At 60.5% G+C, this 18028-nt stretch carries 15 protein-coding genes and 1 tRNA gene; 10 read left to right on the forward strand and 6 right to left on the reverse strand.

Features of this window, described 5'->3' with window-relative positions:
• Positions 1–98 precede the first annotated feature (98 nt).
• From FSY59_RS12385 to FSY59_RS12415, 7 genes are all read left to right on the forward strand, one after another.
• Entirely contained in the window at positions 99–941 is an 843-nt protein-coding gene (locus FSY59_RS12385; RefSeq protein WP_003051760.1) for a MoxR family ATPase, read from the forward strand.
• A gap of 31 nt (positions 942–972) precedes the next feature.
• Entirely contained in the window at positions 973–1194 is a 222-nt protein-coding gene (locus FSY59_RS12390) for a hypothetical protein (protein WP_003051758.1), read from the forward strand.
• A gap of 11 nt (positions 1195–1205) precedes the next feature.
• Positions 1206–1808 carry a GNAT family N-acetyltransferase gene (locus FSY59_RS12395; protein ID WP_003051756.1) on the forward strand — a complete coding sequence of 201 codons (603 nt, stop codon included), beginning with the start codon at positions 1206–1208 and terminating at the stop codon, positions 1806–1808.
• A gap of 18 nt (positions 1809–1826) precedes the next feature.
• Complete coding sequence (locus tag FSY59_RS12400; protein ID WP_003051754.1) at positions 1827–3014, forward strand: VWA domain-containing protein; 1188 nt, start codon at positions 1827–1829, stop codon at positions 3012–3014.
• Positions 3015–3135: 121 nt separating this feature from the next.
• Complete coding sequence (locus FSY59_RS12405) at positions 3136–4926, forward strand: autotransporter assembly complex family protein (protein WP_029158809.1); 1791 nt, start codon at positions 3136–3138, stop codon at positions 4924–4926.
• Positions 4927–4928: 2 nt separating this feature from the next.
• The gene (locus FSY59_RS12410; protein ID WP_148729043.1) at positions 4929–9164 is read left to right on the forward strand and encodes a translocation/assembly module TamB domain-containing protein; all 4236 of its coding nucleotides are present in this window, start codon (positions 4929–4931) and stop codon (positions 9162–9164) included.
• Positions 9165–9221: 57 nt separating this feature from the next.
• Positions 9222–9497: a hypothetical protein gene (locus tag FSY59_RS12415; RefSeq protein ID WP_019044201.1), complete on the forward strand. Its 276-nt coding sequence runs from the start codon at positions 9222–9224 to the stop codon at positions 9495–9497.
• A gap of 45 nt (positions 9498–9542) precedes the next feature.
• On the opposite strand, the gene FSY59_RS12420 is transcribed toward FSY59_RS12415, so the two are convergent.
• The gene (locus tag FSY59_RS12420) at positions 9543–9818 is read right to left on the reverse strand and encodes a metal/formaldehyde-sensitive transcriptional repressor (protein ID WP_148729044.1); all 276 of its coding nucleotides are present in this window, start codon (positions 9816–9818) and stop codon (positions 9543–9545) included.
• Between the two features lie 71 nt (positions 9819–9889).
• Here FSY59_RS12420 and dmeF point away from each other — a divergent pair, with 71 nt between their 5' ends.
• The 3 genes from dmeF to FSY59_RS12435 all read left to right on the forward strand — a co-directional run bounded on the left by dmeF (position 9890) and on the right by FSY59_RS12435 (position 12388).
• Complete coding sequence (gene dmeF, locus FSY59_RS12425) at positions 9890–10849, forward strand: CDF family Co(II)/Ni(II) efflux transporter DmeF (protein ID WP_148729045.1); 960 nt, start codon at positions 9890–9892, stop codon at positions 10847–10849.
• A gap of 51 nt (positions 10850–10900) precedes the next feature.
• Positions 10901–10975, forward strand: a tRNA-Arg gene (locus FSY59_RS12430).
• A 573-nt stretch (positions 10976–11548) separates the two neighbouring features.
• Entirely contained in the window at positions 11549–12388 is an 840-nt protein-coding gene (locus FSY59_RS12435; protein ID WP_148729046.1) for an AlpA family phage regulatory protein, read from the forward strand.
• Positions 12389–12953: 565 nt separating this feature from the next.
• On the opposite strand, the gene FSY59_RS12440 is transcribed toward FSY59_RS12435, so the two are convergent.
• The 5 genes from FSY59_RS12440 to chrA all read right to left on the reverse strand — a co-directional run bounded on the left by FSY59_RS12440 (position 12954) and on the right by chrA (position 17837).
• Entirely contained in the window at positions 12954–13457 is a 504-nt protein-coding gene (locus FSY59_RS12440; protein ID WP_003051602.1) for a macro domain-containing protein, read from the reverse strand.
• Positions 13458–14093: 636 nt separating this feature from the next.
• Positions 14094–14765, reverse strand: coding sequence for an NAD(P)H-binding protein (locus FSY59_RS12445; protein WP_148729047.1), 672 nt, complete (start codon positions 14763–14765; stop codon positions 14094–14096).
• Between the two features lie 376 nt (positions 14766–15141).
• Positions 15142–15486: a DUF4148 domain-containing protein gene (locus tag FSY59_RS12450; RefSeq protein ID WP_050872420.1), complete on the reverse strand. Its 345-nt coding sequence runs from the start codon at positions 15484–15486 to the stop codon at positions 15142–15144.
• A 224-nt stretch (positions 15487–15710) separates the two neighbouring features.
• Positions 15711–16328 (reverse strand): YdeI family protein, encoded by a 618-nt coding sequence (locus FSY59_RS12455; protein ID WP_050872424.1) that lies wholly within the window; start codon positions 16326–16328, stop codon positions 15711–15713.
• A 150-nt stretch (positions 16329–16478) separates the two neighbouring features.
• Positions 16479–17837, reverse strand: coding sequence for a chromate efflux transporter (gene chrA, locus FSY59_RS12460; protein ID WP_148729251.1), 1359 nt, complete (start codon positions 17835–17837; stop codon positions 16479–16481).
• Between the last annotated feature and the right edge of the window lie 191 nt (positions 17838–18028).

Here is an 18028-nt window from a genome sequence, read left to right on the forward strand (position 1 = left end):
CAAGAGTTCAGACGGGTGCTCAAATGCCTTGCTGCAGTGCAAACGATTATGGCAGTGAGAATTTCGCACGCTTATCAATACTTACGCTGATACCGCCCATGAAGTTTCAAGGTTCCGACAAATACGTGGCCACGCAAGATCTGATGCTGGCCGTCAACGCTGCCGCTACCCTGCAGCGCCCTCTGCTCATCAAGGGCGAGCCCGGCACGGGCAAGACCATGCTGGCCGAGGAGGTCGCGCAGGCGCTGGACATGCCGCTGCTGCAGTGGCACATCAAGTCCACCACCAAGGCCCAGCAAGGCCTGTATGAGTACGACGCCGTGAGCCGCCTGCGCGATTCGCAACTGGGTGACGAGCGCGTCAAGGACATTCACAACTACATCGTCAAGGGCGTGCTCTGGCAGGCTTTCACGGCGGAGCGCCCCGTGGCCCTGCTGATCGACGAAATAGACAAGGCCGACATCGAGTTCCCCAACGACTTGCTGCGCGAAATCGATCGCATGGAGTTCTATTGCTACGAGACCCACGAGATGATCCGCGCCAAGCACCGCCCGCTGGTCTTTATCACCTCGAACAACGAAAAGGAACTGCCCGACGCGTTCTTGCGCCGCTGCTTTTTCCACTACATCAAGTTCCCCGATGCCGACACCATGCGCCAGATCGTGGCCGTGCATTTCCCCAAGCTGCAGGGTGAGCTGCTGAGTGCCGCGATGAAGGTCTTCTACGATGTGCGCAATCTGCCCGGCCTCAAGAAAAAGCCTTCGACCAGCGAGCTGATCGACTGGCTCAAGCTGCTGGTCGCCGAGGAGATTCCCGCATCGGCCCTGCAGTCCGAGGAAGGCAAGGTCAGCGTGCCACCCCTGGTGGGTGCACTGCTCAAGAACGAACAGGACATGAGCCTGTTCGAAAAGCTGGTCTTCATGAACCAGCGCAATCGCTGAGCCGACATCAAAAGCCGAGGAGACACAGCCCATGAGCACCGCACAACAACTGCTACTGGAAGGCGGCTCCGACGCCGTCGGCTTTGTGGGCGGCGCCCTGCTGGGCTGGGGCCTGTCCCATGTACTGGGCCTTGATCTGTTCGCCCAGGGTTATGGCGCCGGCAGCATTGCCGCCATCGCCATGGTGGGCCTCGGCGGCGGCCTCGGTCTCAAGTTGGCCCGATTCTGGCGCAGCAAGCGCAAATCTCTTTGAGTGAGCAAGCCATGACTTTTGTAGAAACCGTGACCCTGCGCGACCGCGGCGTGCGGCTGGAGCCGCTGGCCCTGAGCCATGAGGCGGGTCTGGCCGCAGCCGCTGCCGATGGAGAGCTGTGGAAGATTCGCGTGACTTCCGTGCCCGAGCCTGGCGAGGTGCGCAGCTATATCGAGGCCGCGCTGCTGGGCCGTGACCAGGGCCACCGCTTTGCATTCGCCGTTCTCGACGATGCCAGCGGCAAGGTGCTGGGCACGACCAGCTATCACGACATTGTTCCCGCCATTCGCCGCGTGGAGATTGGCTACACCTGGTATGCCAAAAGCGTGCAGCGCACTCACGTGAACACCTCGGCCAAGCTGCTGCTGCTGGCCCATGCCTTCGGTACGCTGGGGTGCCATGTGGTGGGCTGGCGCACGGACAATTTCAACTTCGCCAGCCAGCGCGCCATCGAGCGCCTGGGTGCCAAGAAAGATGGTGTGATCCGCGGCCATGCGCTGCGCCGCGACGGCACGATTCGCGACACCGTGATGTACAGCATGCGCAGTGGCGAGTGGCCTGAAGCCCGTGCACAACTGCTGTATCTTCTGGAGCAACATGCACCCGCTGCATAAGCGCTGGAGGCATTTTTCATGCTGATCGATTTTTTCTATACCCTGCGTGCAGCCAAGCTGCCTGTGTCGGTCAAGGAGTTTCTGGCCCTGCTGGAAGCGCTGGACGCAGGCCTGATCGGCCCCAAGAGCGAGGATCGCTGGAGCCTGGACGACTTCTACCACCTGGGCCGAACCATTCTGGTCAAGGACGAGAAGCACTACGACAAGTACGACCGCGCTTTTTCCGCCTATTTCAAGGGCGTGGAGATGCTGGCCGACCTGACCAAGGAAATTCCGCAGGACTGGCTGCAAAAGCTGCTGGAGCGCGAACTCAGCCCCGAGGACAAGGCCAAGATCGAAGCCATGGGCTGGGACGAGCTGATGGAAACGCTCAAGAAGCGCCTGGAAGAGCAGAAGGAGCGCCACGAGGGCGGCAACAAATGGATCGGGACAGGCGGTACCAGCCCCTTCGGCCATGGCGGCTACAACCCGGCAGGCATACGCATTGGCGGGCCGGGCCGCAACAAGAGTGCCGTCAAGGTCTGGGAGCAGCGCGCCTACCGCGACTATGACGACACCCAGGAACTGGGCACGCGCAATATCAAGGTCGCGCTACGCCGTCTGCGCAAGTTTGCGCGCCAGGGCAGCGAGCTGGAGCTGGATCTGCCGGACACCATCCGTTCCACGGCAGCCAATGCGGGCTATCTCGACATCAAGATGATTCCCGAGCGGCACAACAATGTGAAAGTGCTGCTGCTCATGGACGTGGGCGGCACCATGGACGAGCATATCCAGCGTGTGGAGGAGCTTTTCTCGGCCGTGAAGAGCGAACTCAAGCATCTGGAGTTCTATTACTTCCACAACTGTGTCTACGACTTCATGTGGAAAAACAACCGCCGCCGCTTTGCCGAGAAGTTTCCGACCTGGGACATCATTCGCAAGTACAACAAGGACTACAAGCTGATCTTTGTCGGCGATGCGACCATGAGCCCCTACGAAATCCTTCAGCCCGGCGGCTCGGTCGAGTACATGAACGAGGAGCCCGGTGCCGAATGGCTGCAGCGCCTGACGAATGCCTTCCCGCACTTTGCCTGGATCAATCCGGAGCCCCAGGGCGTATGGCAGTACCGCCAGAGCATCAGCATCATCCAGCAGTTGATGGGTGACCGCATGTACCCTTTGTCGCTCAAAGGCTTGGAAGACGCCATGCGCATGCTGTCAAAATAGGGCCATGCCCCAGACCTTGCCCTTGAAAAAGCCGGCCTTGAGGCCGGCTTTGCTTTTGGGAGCCGCCTTGCTCCTCAGCGGCTGCAGCCTGCTTGCCCCCAAAGACAAAGAAGCCGAAGCCATGGGTATCGATACCAGCGGCCCGCCGGCCTTCACACTGGAAGTCGATGCCCCCAAGCAGATCCGCACGCTGCTGGAGCAGCATCTGGAACTCAAGCGTTTTCGCCACCAGCCCGATCTGCAGCGCCGCGAGCTGACACGCTTGCTGGGTGCAACCGATGCCAATGTGCGCGAGCTGATCGGCACCCTGGGCTATTTCAGCCCCACAGTGACTGTCGAGCTGACCGATACCCCCGAGGAAGAGGCACCACGCAAAGTGGTGGTCAAGGTCGACCCAGGCCCGCCCACCATCATTGAAAAATCCGAGGTGCGTTTTACCGGCGTCAATGCCAGCGACGAGCTGGGAACCTCGCAGCGCCTGCAGATCGAGGAAACCTGGCCGCTGCAGGCTGGCGAGCAATTCTCGCAATCGGCCTGGAGCAGCGCCAAGAGCGGTGGTCTCAAGGAGCTGCAAAAGCGCCGCTACCCGCTGGCACGCATAGATACCAGTCTGGCCGATGTGGATGCCGACACCAACAAGGCACAGGTCAGCGTGAGTTATGCCCCCGGCCCTGCCTATACCTTCGGTCCGCTGCAGATTGATGGCGCCGAGCGCTACGACCCGGTGCGCACGGCCCGCATCGCGCGCCTGCCCGAGGGCCAGGAATACGATCTGCAAAGCATGCTCGATGCCCAGCAGCGCCTGGTCAGCAGCGGCTATTACGATTCGGTATTTCTTTCTCTGGCCGACTCCCCGCAACAGGCCACCACCGAGGCTGAACGTGACGAGCAGCGCAAGAGCCAGGGCGCAGCCATCACCTCGCCCGTGATTGCCAAGGTGCGCGAAGCCAAGCTGCAGAAATGGGTGTTCGGTGTGGGCCTGAGCACGGATACCGGACCGCGCCTGTCCATCGACCACACTTACAACAAGGTGCCCGGTCTGAACTGGCGTGCCGTCAGCAAGCTGCAGCTGGACAGGAAGAACCCGCTGATCTCCACCCAGCTGGTCGGCCTTCCCGGCGAGGATCTCTGGCGCTGGTTTGCCAGCGGCAAGCTCGAGCGCGCACCTGCGGGCGACTTCTACACCAACAGTGCGCAGATGCGCTTTGGCCGCTCCAAGGCCGAAGACCGCATAGAACGCAATATGTACCTGCAGTACGACTATGCCAAGACCCAGGGTGCAGGCGCTCCGCCCGGTGCCTCCTCGTTGCTGGCCAACTATGGCTGGACGGCCCGCTATTTCGACAACAATCTGCTGCCGACCTCGGGCTTTGGTCTGGCCCTGGAAGCCGGTGCAGGCACCACGCTGACGCCGCAGCGCTCGCCGTTCGGGCGCCTCACGGGCCGCTGGCTCAGCCTGATACCGCTGGGCGAGCGAGACGAGGAAACCAGGCGCCGCAGCCGTCTGCAGATCAAGGCCGGAGTGGGCGCCGTCATGGCCAAGAAAGATGTGGATCTGCCCACCACCATCATGTTCCTCACTGGTGGCGACAACACGGTGCGCGGCTATGGCTATCAATCGATTGGCGCACGCACCGACAACGGCCGCGTGATTGCCGGCCGCTATCTGGCCATGGGCAGTGTGGAGTGGCAGCGGCCCATCACCATCAAGGGCAATACGCAGGACTTCGAGCACGCCGTCTTTATCGATGCAGGTACGGTCGGCGACGATATCAACCGGCTCTACACCCGCGTCGGCTTTGGCACCGGCATCCGCTGGAAAAGCCCGGTCGGTCCGATTCAAGCAGATCTCGCCTGGGGCGCTCAGGAGCAGCAACTGCGCCTGCACCTGCGCCTGGGCTTCACGTTTTAAGCATGGCAGAACAAGACACAACCCCCAGTGGCAAGACCTCCTCCCCAACCCCCAGACGGCGCCGCTGGTTGCGAGCACTGGGCTGGGCGGTTGCGGCTGTCCTGCTCACGCTGGCACTGGCACTTGGCAGCCTGCTGTGGTGGATTGGCAGGGATGACTCCCTCAACCAGACGCTGCAGCGCGTGGCGGGCTGGCTGCCCGCCGACCAGAGCCTGGTGGCCAAGGAGGTCACGGGCAGCGTCAAGAACGGCGGCCGTATCGGCTGGCTGAAATGGCAAAGCCCGACCATGCAGGTCGAGGTCAATGAAGCACAGATCGGCTGGCAGTTCAGACCTTTGCTGCTGTCCCGTACGCTCAAGCTGGGCGAAGTCCATATCGCCGAGTTGCGCATTGCCAGCACCCCCGACCCCGACAAACCCGCCAGCGAACCACTGCAGTCGCTGACCCTGCCGGTGAAGATAGAGCTGCCCTTCAGGATCGATCAGATCATCTGGCAAGGCCCGCCTGAAGCCGTGGTTCAGGACCTCCGCGGTCGCTATGAATACACGGGCACAGACCATGAACTCAAGGTCAGCAGCCTGCGTTTTGCCCAGGGCGCCTACCAGGCCCAGCTGAAGCTGCAAGGGGCGGCCCCCATGGCCTTGCAGGCCGAAGCAACAGGCGATGTGCAAGTGCCCAATCCGCTGGACAAAAGCGCTGACGCTCTCAGCACCATTGCCGTGCAGGCCAAGGTGATGGTCGAAGGCACGCTGGCCACCGACGCGGCCAGACTAGCGATCAAGGCCAATGCCAGCGCTGAAGCATCGGCCCCCGACCCGGGAGCTCAAGACCCGCAGGCAACCAAGCCGAAGCAAGACAGGAGCGGGGGGGCGCCCGAAGCAGCAACGGCAGCGGCAAGCCCCATGCAGGCCGATGTGGAGGCCAGCATCATGCCCTGGCGCAGCCAGCCGCTACTGGCAGCCAAGGTCCGGCTCCAGAATCTAGATGTCTCGGCTTTCTGGCCTCAAGGGCCACGCACCCTGTTGACCGGCCAGTTGCAGGCTGGCCCAGACGAGACCGTTCCCACAGCTGCGAACCTGGAAGCGCAGCCCTGGCTGCTCAACACCCGTTTCAGCAACGCACTGCCCGGCCCCTGGGACAGGCAGCGCCTGCCCGTGACCGAGCTGACAGCCCGAATCGATTTCGATGGTCAGCAATGGCAGGTTGGCGACTCCCGTATCCAGATTGGCAAGGGCCATATCGCACTCGGCGGTCAGTTCACTCCGAGCACCCGGTTGTTCGAAGGCCTGGCCACGGTGGAACAGCTCAACCCGGCCGATCTCTACAGCACTCTGGAAGCCTCGCCCTTGCAGGGCCGGATCAGTGCCAGGGCCGTGCAGGCCGATGTCGACAGCAGCGATCCAGCAGCCAGCAAGATAGTGTTTGACGCCAACCTGCAGGCGGCAGGCAGCAAGCGCGACAGCCGGGCGCTGCGCATTCAGACCCTGGCTGCCAGCGGCCAGTGGCAGGCCCCGCAGTTGCAGCTGGAAAAGCTGCAGCTGCAAGCCCTGCAGGCCAGCGTCGATGCCAGGTCCGTGGAGTTCAATACCGAAACCCAGCAGGCCAAGGCCAGGCTCAAGGTCGTCGCTCCCGGTGCGCAACTGAGCATCGAAGGGCAGATGGGCCCGGCCAGCGGCGCTGTCCAAAGCCAGCTGCAGCTCGGCTCCATGAGCACGCTCACGCAATGGCTGCGCAAGCTGCCGGGCGTCAAGGACCCGCTGGGCGGTGCGCAGCTTGATGGCAGCGCAGATTTGCAACTGGCCCTGAAGGGCGGTTGGGAAAATCTGCTCAAGCGCCTGAGCGCCGCCCATGGTGCGGCCACTCCCGCCAGCGACTTGCAGATTCAGGCCAAGCTGCGCGCCGAGAAAATCCGCTATCTGCCCGTCGGCACCGCAGCCGAGCAGAGCACCGTCCTGCCTGCGCTGGCACTGAGCATTGACGGCAGCCCCGAAAATGCCAAGGTCGGCCTGACCGCGCAGGCCCAGCAAGCCGGCAAGAGCATTCAGCTCGACACCGCTTTGCAGGCCGGCCTGGCCAGCGGCAAGGGCATGGCCCCGCTGGACTGGCAGGCCAGCCTGGAAAAGCTGCAGGCCCAGCTCACCCCCGACAAGAGCAAGCCCGGCCCCTGGGTCGTGCAGCTTCAGCCCGGTGCCCCCGTCCAGATCCAGCAGCGCACCAGCGGCAGCACGGTACTCAGCACCGTCTACCAACTCAGCGCCGGCAAGCTGCAGATCACGCCTCCGAAACTGGACCTCAGGCGTACCAGCAGCGAGCCACTGCCTCCCGCCCAGCTGACATGGGAGGCGAGCTCCGTCACCCGTAGCGGCAGCGGCCAATGGGGTGTGCGCAGCGCAGGGCAGGCACTTGGAATTCCACTGGCCTGGGTCGATGCCTTCAGCCTGGGCGATGACGATCCGCCACTGGAAGCCGCTGGGATTTCCGGCGACCTGAGCTTCAACGCGCGCTGGAACCTGGACACCCTGGGCAAGGATCTCAAGGCCGATCTCACGGTCGAGCGCGCCACAGGCGATCTGCGGCTGGCGGTGGACGATGGCTCCAGCACCACCGTCATCCAGACCACCGGCCCCACTGCCACACGCGCCGGCGGCACGCGCACGCGCCAGATCGGCGGCGCAGGCATGCGCTCGCGCATCAAGGACATGCGCCTCAACGTGCAGGCCCAGGGCAGCCAGGTCAACGCCAAACTGCTTTGGGACAGCGAGCGCGCAGGCAAGCTCAGTGCCGACCTGCGCACCCAGCTCAGCTACCAGCAAGACGGCTGGACGCTACCCGCCACAGCGCCTCTGTCCGGTCAGCTGCACGCCAACATGCCCGACATGGGGCTGTGGTCCTTGTTTGCGCCACCAGGCTGGCGCATTCAGGGCAGCTTGGCTGCGGATGCCAGCATCAGCGGCACCTTGCAGGACCCCAAGTGGCAGGGCGATATCAAGGCCGATGGGCTCAACATCGTGTCCTTGCTCGATGGCGTGGACCTGCGCGACGGCATTCTGCGCGCCAAGCTGCAAGGCACCAGACTGGACATCACCGAACTGCGCCTCAAGGGCGGCAAGGGCAGCCAGGCGCGCATTTTGGGCTATAGCGGCAATCTGACCCGAGCTCCCGAAGACGGCGGCCAGCTGAACGGCTCGGGCTATGTCCAGTTCACACCACCGGGTACGGGGGCCGAATCGGGCCTGAGCATGAATCTGCAGGCCAAGGCCAGCAAGCTGCAAGTCCTGGTGCGCGCCGACCGTCAGGTCAGCGTCTCCGGCGATCTGCAGGCCCGGCTGGAGCAAGGCCAGTTCACGCTGCGTGGCGACCTGACGGTCGACAGAGCCTCCATCATCCTGCCCGAAGAATCCGCGCCATCGCTGGACAAGGATGTGGTGGTGCGCTCGGCGGCATCGCGCAAGGCCGAAGAGGAGGATCGCCGGCGTAGCGAACAACAGGCCCGCAAGGAGCAGGCCCGCGCCACGCCGCGCAAGGTGCCAGACATTCTCGTCAAGCTCGACATGGGACGTGACTTTGCACTGCAGGGCTTTGGCATCACCACGCGACTGCTGGGCCAGCTTGAAGTGCGAGGTGCCAGCTACATCGGCGGCCCGCCCAGCGTGACCGGAGAAATCCGTACCGAGGAAGGCCGCTACCGCGCCTGGGGACAGTCGCTGAATGTGGAAACCGGGCTGATCCGCTTCAACGGCCCCTACAACAACCCCTCGCTGGACATACTGGCGCTGCGCCCGAATATTGCCGTCAAGGCCGGTGTGCAGGTGCTGGGCACAGCCAGCGCGCCACGCGTGCTGCTGTACTCGGACCCGGCCCTGCCCGACGCGGAAAAACTCTCCTGGGTAGTCATGGGCCGTGACCCTGCCTCCGGCGGGGCCAGCAGCGCCCTGCTTCAGCAGGCCGCCATGGCCTTGCTGGCTGGCGGCAACAGCTCCAGCGGCAAGATTGCGGGCAGCCTGGGGCTCGATGAAGTCGGCTTCAAAGGCGGCGGGGATGGCACTGATGCAGCGGGCGCTGCGCTGACCATGGGCAAGCGCATCTCGGACAAGCTCTATCTGACCTATGAGCAAAGCCTGTCGGGAGCCATGGGCATCATCTACATCTTCTACGACCTGTCTCGCAGCGTCACCTTGCGCGCTCAGACCGGCATGACCAGCGCCATGGACATCGTCTATACCGTTCGCAAGGATTAAGCGTGAAATATGCCTCCAACTCTTTACTGGTAAGCGATAGAAGCTATCAATTCTGAAGTGCCAAGCAGCCGCACCGCGCTGGAGCAAGCCGCTGGCAAGCTCATACTTCGCATCCAGCAGGAATGGATGCAGGAACTGGGCGAGCCCGCGGCCGCAGACAGCGAGCAGGTCATGAACCGTGCTCATGACCTGCTGCAGGCCGCATCGGCCCGCCGGCCCGGCCTCGGGCTGCAGCAGCAGTCGATTGAAGAATTTCTGGGCAGGCAATGGCTGCACGGCCATCCTGGCGTGCAGCCATTCGTCAATGATCTGGCGGCGCTGGTGCAATCCTGATCCACCGCTTCATCCATGCAGGCCGCCCACGCCTGCAGCCCGGCCCTATTTGACGTAGGAACGCAGCACCTTCACGACCAGTTCCAGGTCCTGTTCACGCTGCTCGGGCATCGCGGCCTCGGCGCCCAGATGCTCGCGCACATGGCCTTCGAGCAACTCCAGCATCAAGCCGTTGACGGCCCCGCGCACGGCTGCCAACTGCTGCAGCACCACGGCACAGTCCTGCCCCTCTTCCAGAGCCCGCTCCAGAGCCTGCGTCTGCCCCTTGATGCGGCGGATGCGCGCGAGCAACGGTTTTTGATTCGAAACGGTATGCGACATATGCAGGAATTGTAGTTCTCATGCCGGCATGGAAAATATACTGGGGTAGAGTATATGAAAACAAGCCAATCATGACCTCATGCACCGACTCCCCCTTATCCCGGCAACACTCCCACAGCTTTGACCAGGGCAATCCGCTGGGCGAAAAAAATGCCAAGCTGGCGATGCTGCTGACGCTGGCCATGATGGTGCTGGAAATCACCGCCGGCTATTACCTCAACTCCATGGCCCTGCTGGCCGATGGCTGGCATATGAGTTCACACGCTCTGGCACTAGGCCTGTCCGTCAGCGCCTATGCCGCGGCGCGCAAGCTGGCCAATGACAGGAGCTTCAGTTTCGGCACCTGGAAGATAGAAATCCTGGCGGGATACACCAGCGCCATCTGCCTGCTGCTGGTTGCCGCCCTGATGGCTTTTGAATCCATACAGCGCCTGCTGTCTCCGGCCGCCATTCAATACCAGCAGGCCATAGGCGTGGCAACTCTTGGCCTGCTGGTCAATCTGGCTTGTGCCTGGCTGCTCAAGGATGGCCATCACCATCACCACGGCCACAGCCATGAGTCCCACCACGATCATCACCATGAACACGACCATGCGCATGGCGACCTGAACCTGCGCTCGGCCTATCTGCATGTGATTGCCGACGCGGCCACATCAGTCATGGCTATCGCAGCCCTGCTGGGCGGCATGATGCTGGGGCTGGCCTGGCTGGATTCGGTCATGGGCCTGGTCGGCTCCGTGATGGTCGCTGCGTGGGCCTTCAGTCTGCTGCGCGATAGCAGCCGCGTACTGCTCGATGCCGAAATGGATGCCCCCGTCGTGCAAGAGGTACGTGATGCCATCGCGCAAGGCCCGCAGCCCGTCAACATCACTGACCTTCATGTCTGGCGCGTGGGCAAGAATCACTATGCCTGCATCATCGCAGTCGAGGGCGCTGCCACCGTCACCCCCGACTACATTCGCCAGCTGCTGTCGGTACACGAAGAACTCACCCACGTCTCTGTCGAAGTCAACCGCACAGAGCCGGCATAAATACGTCGGTTGAAATCAGCAAGCTGGTAACGCAGGTAGAATCCAGCGTCCCTCCCCGTAGTTCAATGGATAGAACGGTCGCCTCCTAAGCGACAGATACAGGTTCGATTCCTGTCGGGGGGACCAAATTCAAGGCCGCGAAGGTGCATAACCTTCCGGCCTTTTTCTTTTTTCCCTCCGCAGACTTCAATTGAAAGTACGCCGAAGCCCGTAGAACAGTACCTCAATCCGAGGACTTCCTAGGGCACATCTCGGGGCATATTTCATTTGCCCATGCATTCCAGTCATCACGGGCCGATAGGCGCGCATGCCCAGATTCGCCCGATCTTTGGCGTTTGCCTGCGCCGGCTCTCGCTACCCAGCGCCCTCCCTGCTGTTCGGTGGAAGCACATTTGACTTGGCTCCCTCTCATGCAGCTCGCCAAACAATCCGACAACTCGGCTGGTGTGCTCTTCCAGTCCATGCCGGAGGAACCCGAGCTCGACCGATGGGGTCGAAATTGGTACTGCACGAAGCGTCAGGTGTGGCAAGGACGTCAAGGACGAGAGGTGGTCAAGCGAAACTCTTGAAATAAAAATCGTTCGTATTTCACAGCAATGTTAGAGTCTCACCTACATTGAACACGACTATCGAAAATCAATACTTATTGCATCGATCAACTGCGCTTCATTCACCCGACGTCCGAGCTAGAGAGACCATATGCCAAGGAAAAGCACGTTACGTTCCACCAAGCATGTCATTCCCATGGATGAGGTTCTGGCACGGACAGCGCTTTCCAAGTCAACGCTCTACAAGCTTTTGCGGCAGGACAAGTTTCCTCATCCCACGCCGATGAGCAACAGAAGCATTGGCTGGTTCGAGGTTGATGTCGAAAACTGGCTGCAAGGCAGCAAAGCAAATCGTCAAGCGAACCTCGCGCTTCCCGTCATCTACATGGCAGGCAAAATGGGAGGGCCTGAAGACAATCAAAAGCCAGACAGCCATTTCTCTTGCTGGCGAATCTTCGACGTTTCCAGATCCAGTGCTCGCGGAAATCTGGGAACTGAAAGCTCGGAAACCGACGTGCTGATTGCTCCGCCGCAAGAAATGGTCTTTCACGGAACGCGTACGAGGTTCATGTATTCAGGTCCGTGGAAAGCCCAGGGCATCGACCACGGATACCTGAATGGCGTCAGCTCATCCTCGCCCGATAGAGCTCAGAATGCCGCATACCGTGGAGCTCTGCAAGGCATCTCACGGGCCGATGTCGTTGTGGCCTATCTCGAAGACCTCGAAGCCTATGGCACCATGGTCGAGATCGGCTACGCACGTGCGACAAACAAGAGGGTGATTGTGATTACTTCACCAGCACTTCATAAGCCACCGCTCAACAACGGCTGGGGCAGCGGGCTCTGGTTTGCGATCAGGGCGGCCGACCGGCATATTGAATTACCCGATCGGCCCGACAGCACTCCAAAGGATCACTGGCGATTGGCCCATGCACATGCAGCAATGACCATTTCGGAGTGGTATCCGAACACCATAGCCCACGCCCCCTGAGCGCCTGTTCTTCCAGCGATCTTCAAGAGACAAAAAGCTGTGCCGCATAGGCCGCCCGATGAGCTTGAAACCTCGCATGCTTCATGCTCTGCCAGAGTTCTTGAAGGTCTCAAACGTTCCTGCAACGGCAGGGTTTCGCTCCCATAGAACGTGACCGACATCGCCAATGCCTGGCAGGCGTTGCCGCAGCGATGCGCGACAACAGATTGCTCTTACCGGCTATTGCCAGGAGTGAGGGCACTGATCTCGTTTTGTGCCGCAAGCTCGCAGACGGACATCCGCTTGAGCCGTCCGGTTTGCCGCTCAAGGCATGGCGATACGCCAAGACAATGATCAGCCACTCCAATGCATTCCATCGACCCTCATGCCCCACAGCAGTCGGTGGCTGACTGGTCCAGGGCTTGAGAAATTGTGTGCCGGTATGCTCGCCGAATCGTTCCGTCCCCCGCCTAGCCTAGAGAAGGCGCAGACAGCGCAAGCGACACAGGCGTGCAATAGCAGCGCAATGCCGGGCACAAAAAGGCAGCTTAAAAGCTGCCTTGCACTGCGAGGTCGATATTGCCGATCAAAGACCCTCGTCGGCCTTCTCTCCCTTGCGATAAGTCGAATAAATGATCACCGGGATGCCTGCCTCACCAAGGTACTGAGAAATCAGAGGTTTCACATCCTCCCATTCCAAGCCACCCACACCGGTTGCAAGACGGGGCAATGCAACGCTTCGGATCTTCTCTTCCTTGATATATCTCGACAGGTTCTGCAGTGCGCGGCGCACGTTTTCCACGTTCGCTTTGCCGGGCTTGGCGCCAGGCCCCTGCCCCATCGTGTTCTGTGTGACTAGATTGATGATCTTGCGCACACCACCACCTTCCTGCACGCCCGTCCAGCCCCAGACATCGCCGGGAACAATGGACTTGTTGCGCGTGTCGTGACGGTAATCCTTCACCAGAGAGGGCCAGCGCTCACGCAAGGCCAGAGCCAGGCCGCTGTCAAAGGGATCGAACGCCGAGATACCGTGTCCCAGCAAATCTGCATTGCTCAAGAGAATATCGCCGCTAACTTCCTTGATCATCAATTACTCCTTTATCGGTGAAATAATACTTATCTGCATTCACTATTGAATATATTTAAATGGAAATCTCCAAATGACAAACGGACTGCAGGCAATTCGATGAAATAGTCATGAACGACTGTAGAATAAAGTTAACCATTCCCAGTGGAAACAACTCTTAACTTGATTTCATTGATTTAAATCAGCATCAGCTCAAAGAAAATACGAATACAAAGCTCTTTCTCAAATGCTCATCCAGTCTGCCGCTCGCGCCGCAAGACGTGACGCTGCAACTGCAGATGCCTCGCAGCAGATGGGCACTGCAAACCTGAGCAACAGAAACCGAGCCGGCCAGTTCATGCTGCACACCAGAAGCTGATGCTGAAAATAAAACTGCCGAGCAGCTTGCTCTCCCATAAATACCGATGAAGATGCAGCCGAATAATATCGCCGGGTATTCAATCAGGACTGAAAATAGCGAACCAGCTTTGAAGCTAGGGTGTTGACGCCACTTTCATTCATCGCTTCAACAATGACGAATGCGGACATGCGTCCAAGGCTTTCATTGCGATTCATGAAAAAAACCTGGCCGTGTTCTCTTTTTTACCGAACCGAAGGATCAGCAGTCAGAGTTCTATTTCCATCATGCCGTCGACTTCAGCGGCCGGCCTCCAGGCGAGCCATCTCGTCCGAAGCCAGAACGACCAGCCCCAGTGCCACCGGTACGGTATGCAACAGCGCCAAAGCGACTGCCCGCGCATGGACTGGTCGGTACTTGCCGGGGAGCAGCGGAGCCAACAGCCTGGCGATTGGAATTGCAAACCGCTCGCCAAGGCGCGGCGGCTGCTGCAGCCCATCACGTTTATCGAGAAGCAGCGATGGTTGGGCGATCACCAGCACCAGGAGATCCAGCGTCTTCAACGCATCCTCCAACTCGCCCTTGACGCGGTTGTAGAACGTCGAAGAGCGTGCGCTGGCACCCACGGCACTGACCAGACCCACTCGCCGGGCTCCCGCAGCCACCGCGGCCCTGGCTACGGCCAGATTCGCGTTCAGGTCGACGGCACGGAATGCGTCCTGACTGCCTGCCACCTTGATGGTCGTTCCCAAAGCCAGATAGACCTCATCGACCTCAGGCAGCGCGGGAAGGTGGTTGAAATCGACGATGTGCACCTGGAGCTTGGGATGGCTGATGTTCAGCATCCGACGACTCAGTGCATGTACCTGCTCGACCTGGCCGTCGGCCAGCAAGGCTTGAAGCAGCATGCTGCCGACCAGCCCTGTCGCGCCCGCCAGCAACACTCTTCTTCCATTGGAATGTGTGGTCATGACAGTAGCTCTCAACTCAAACGCATCGTATGACGGCGGTTCGGGCGCCTGTCCACTCCAGCCGTAAAACCGTCGATGGACAAGCTCAGTAATTCTCAGCGTCGAGCACACAAGGCGACCGCTCATCCTCGCATCGCATCGCATCGCATCGCATCGCATCGCATCGCCAATACTCTCATAGCAGCGGCGAGCTGAGCCAGCACGTTTCATTATCCAGGAACGAGCAACTGCTCATGCCCCGTCGCCCAGACTGGCGCGGACATGCCCGAGGACTGCAGACCGACTTCCTGATGTGCAGACATCCGTTCTGCCGCTGAATGAGAGTTTGCTTGAGCCAGACACTCGCACTTGCTGCTGGCACTGGCGCCAGGTTTCCCTAGCCCGAGATGGACTGCAGGCGCGCCTCTCGCTCGGATGGCGATTCGTCACGCAATTCTTGAATCACTTGCTCGCGGGTTTTGCTGGACCCGCTGCGGGGAATCTCTCTCGGAAAACTGCTTTCGCCAAACGACAGACCACCCTGCTTGATGGCCGCCTCGGTTTCGGCTTTGACCTGAGCCCTGGTTTTCTGGCTCACGAAATGATCCGGGTGAACGCTCACCCCTTGCTCATTGTTCGCCGGATGCTCATAGGCAGCAGAGGCCATACCCGGAAGAGCAAGTGTGATGGCTGTGGCCACACCGGCCAGTGCAAGGGACAGTGAAATGCGATGTTGAGACATGGTTGGCTCCAGAAAAAGTCTAGGGAACACAACTCCTTGGCCTGCTTCAGGCTGAGGAGAAGATGTGTTGATGCTAGAGATCGGAGCCCATCAAAATCGGGACAGCGCGATGACATTCTTGTCAGCTCTGCCGCAGCCTTGGCGCATGACTCGGAGGCTTGGCCACCGCCGCCCGAGCACGGGCAGCTCAATGCCCAAAACAAGGGCGCACGCGTGTTGCGCCATCAGGCCTTGGGACGGGGTTTGAAGATATGGATGGTCTCACCGCGGGCAAGCATCGCCACCAGCTGCTCGATGCGCCTGGCACGTGTCTCGGCCTTGGCGGCTGTCTGGATACGCCACAGTATCGCGTAGCGATTGGAGGCATTGATGGTTGCAAAAAAGGCCTTGGCTGCAGGCTCTGCCTCCAGCGCCGCTTGCAGATCTTCAGGGACCGTCGACGTACGCGCCCCATCGTAGGCCCGCTCCCAGCGTCCGTCAGCCTTCGCTGCATCTATCTGAGCCTGACCCGCTGGCTGCATTCGACCCGCTTCAATAAGAGCCTGCACCTTCTCGACATTGATCTTTGACCAGACGCTGCGCGCGCGCCTGGGCGTGAAGCGCTGAAGATAGTGCTGGTCGTCAAGGCTTTTCTTCTGTCCATCGATCCAGCCCCAGCACAGCGCAACCTCCACCGCCTCGGGATAGGTGACGCTGGGCTCATTGGCACCTCGCTTGGCGATCCTGAGCCAGAGTCCGCCGGAAGCAGCGTGATTCTTCTTCAGCCAGACCTCGAAGGCTTTGGCACTCTTGAACAGGGTCGGAGCCCGTTCGAGCGGGATGACGGATTTGACGGAAGGCATCACCTGGACCTATGCGGCATGGGCGCCAGCGCGGCTCGTGGCAAGGAGACTGGCGCCTGGTGGATGGTACGGGAGGTCAAGTTTAACCAGAGCTCCCGGCCAGTGGCAGTCGCTGAACGCCCATGACTTCGCCCAGTGCGAGGTCTTGGCCTATCTCCACAATTGAACAAGCAGCCCCATCATCCCGGCCGCGATGATGACGTAGATGACATTGATCTTGAAGCGGAGCAAGGCGATGCCCGCTGCCAGCCCGATGGCAATCGAGGGCCACTCCATGTGCCCTGCAAAGCCTCGGGGCCAAATGACATGGTAGGCAAAGAAGACGGCCAGATTCAGGATGACTCCCACCACCGCAGCGGTGATACCGACCAATGGCGCAGTGAACTTCAGCTTGCCGTGGGTGGACTCGATGAAGGGAGCGCCCAGCAAAATGAAAAAGAACGACGGCAGAAAAGTGAAGAAGGTCGCGATCACTGCTGCGACGACTCCGGCCAGCAGCAGCGAATCCGCACCGAAGATCGCTTTGGTCCAGCCACCTACAAAGGCCACAAAGGACACCACCATGATGAGAGGACCTGGAGTGGTCTCTCCCAAAGCTAGGCCATCGATCATTTGTGTTGCAGTCAACCAATGGAAGTGCTCCACCGCCCCCTGGTAGACATAGGGCAGCACCGCATATGCGCCCCCAAAGGTCATCAGCGCAGCCTTGGTGAAGAACCACCCCATTTGCACCAAAGGAGACTCCAGACCAAACGCCGTGGCGAGCACGCCCATCACGCTGGCCCACAGCGTCAGGCAGACCAGCGATACCCGCCAGAATCCTCGCCAGGAAAATCGCGCATGCGGCGGAGTGGGAGTGTCGTCATCGATCAATGCAGCACCGAGTGACCGATACGCATTGCCTTTTTCATGGCTGGAGCCACCAAAGGCTTCGGGATGCAATTTACCCCCTACGAAGCCGATGGCTGCAGCCGCGATGACGATGAGCGGAAACGGAATATTGAGTGTGAATATGGCGAGAAAGGCAGCTGCCGCAATGCCCCAGTGCCAGCTGCTCTTGAGCGATCTGGAGCCCAACCGGCAGGCGGCCTGTGCCACAAGCGCCGTCACCGCAGGTTTGATGCCGTAGAAGAAGCCCGCAATCAGCGGCATGTCGCCATGGACCATATACAGCCAGGCCAGAGCCATGATGATGAACAACGATGGCAGGACAAAGAGAACCCCTGCCAGAATGCCGCCCCATGTCCGGTGCAGCAACCACCCCAGGTAAGTGGCAAGCTGCTGAGCCTCGGGCCCCGGCAGCAGCATGCAGTAGTTCAGGGCATGGAGAAATCGCTTCTCGGAAATCCATCGACGCCGATCTACCAGCTCCTCATGCATGAGTGCTATTTGACCTGCGGGGCCGCCAAAGCTGATGAAGCCCAGCTTCAACCAAAAACGCAGCGCTTCTGATAGCGCAAGAGAGGTGGGCGCAACCGGATCGGTGGGCCTGGGCAAAGCGGTGTCCATAAAAGCTCCATAGGGAATATCCAGCTCTTGGACGGGACACCGTCTACCCTTGCGGGACGGGAGGCTGCTTTCCCGATGCAGAAATTCTAGCCCAGTCGCCCGGGCACTCGTACACGCCGAGGACAAAGTCTGCAGTCACCGAGAGCAACGCCAGCACATGGAACACAGCCGCACTTGCTCTGTTCCACCAA

It is taken from the genome of Comamonas sp. Z3 (assembly GCF_008121565.1).
GTDB lineage: Bacteria > Pseudomonadota > Gammaproteobacteria > Burkholderiales > Burkholderiaceae_C > Comamonas > Comamonas brasiliensis.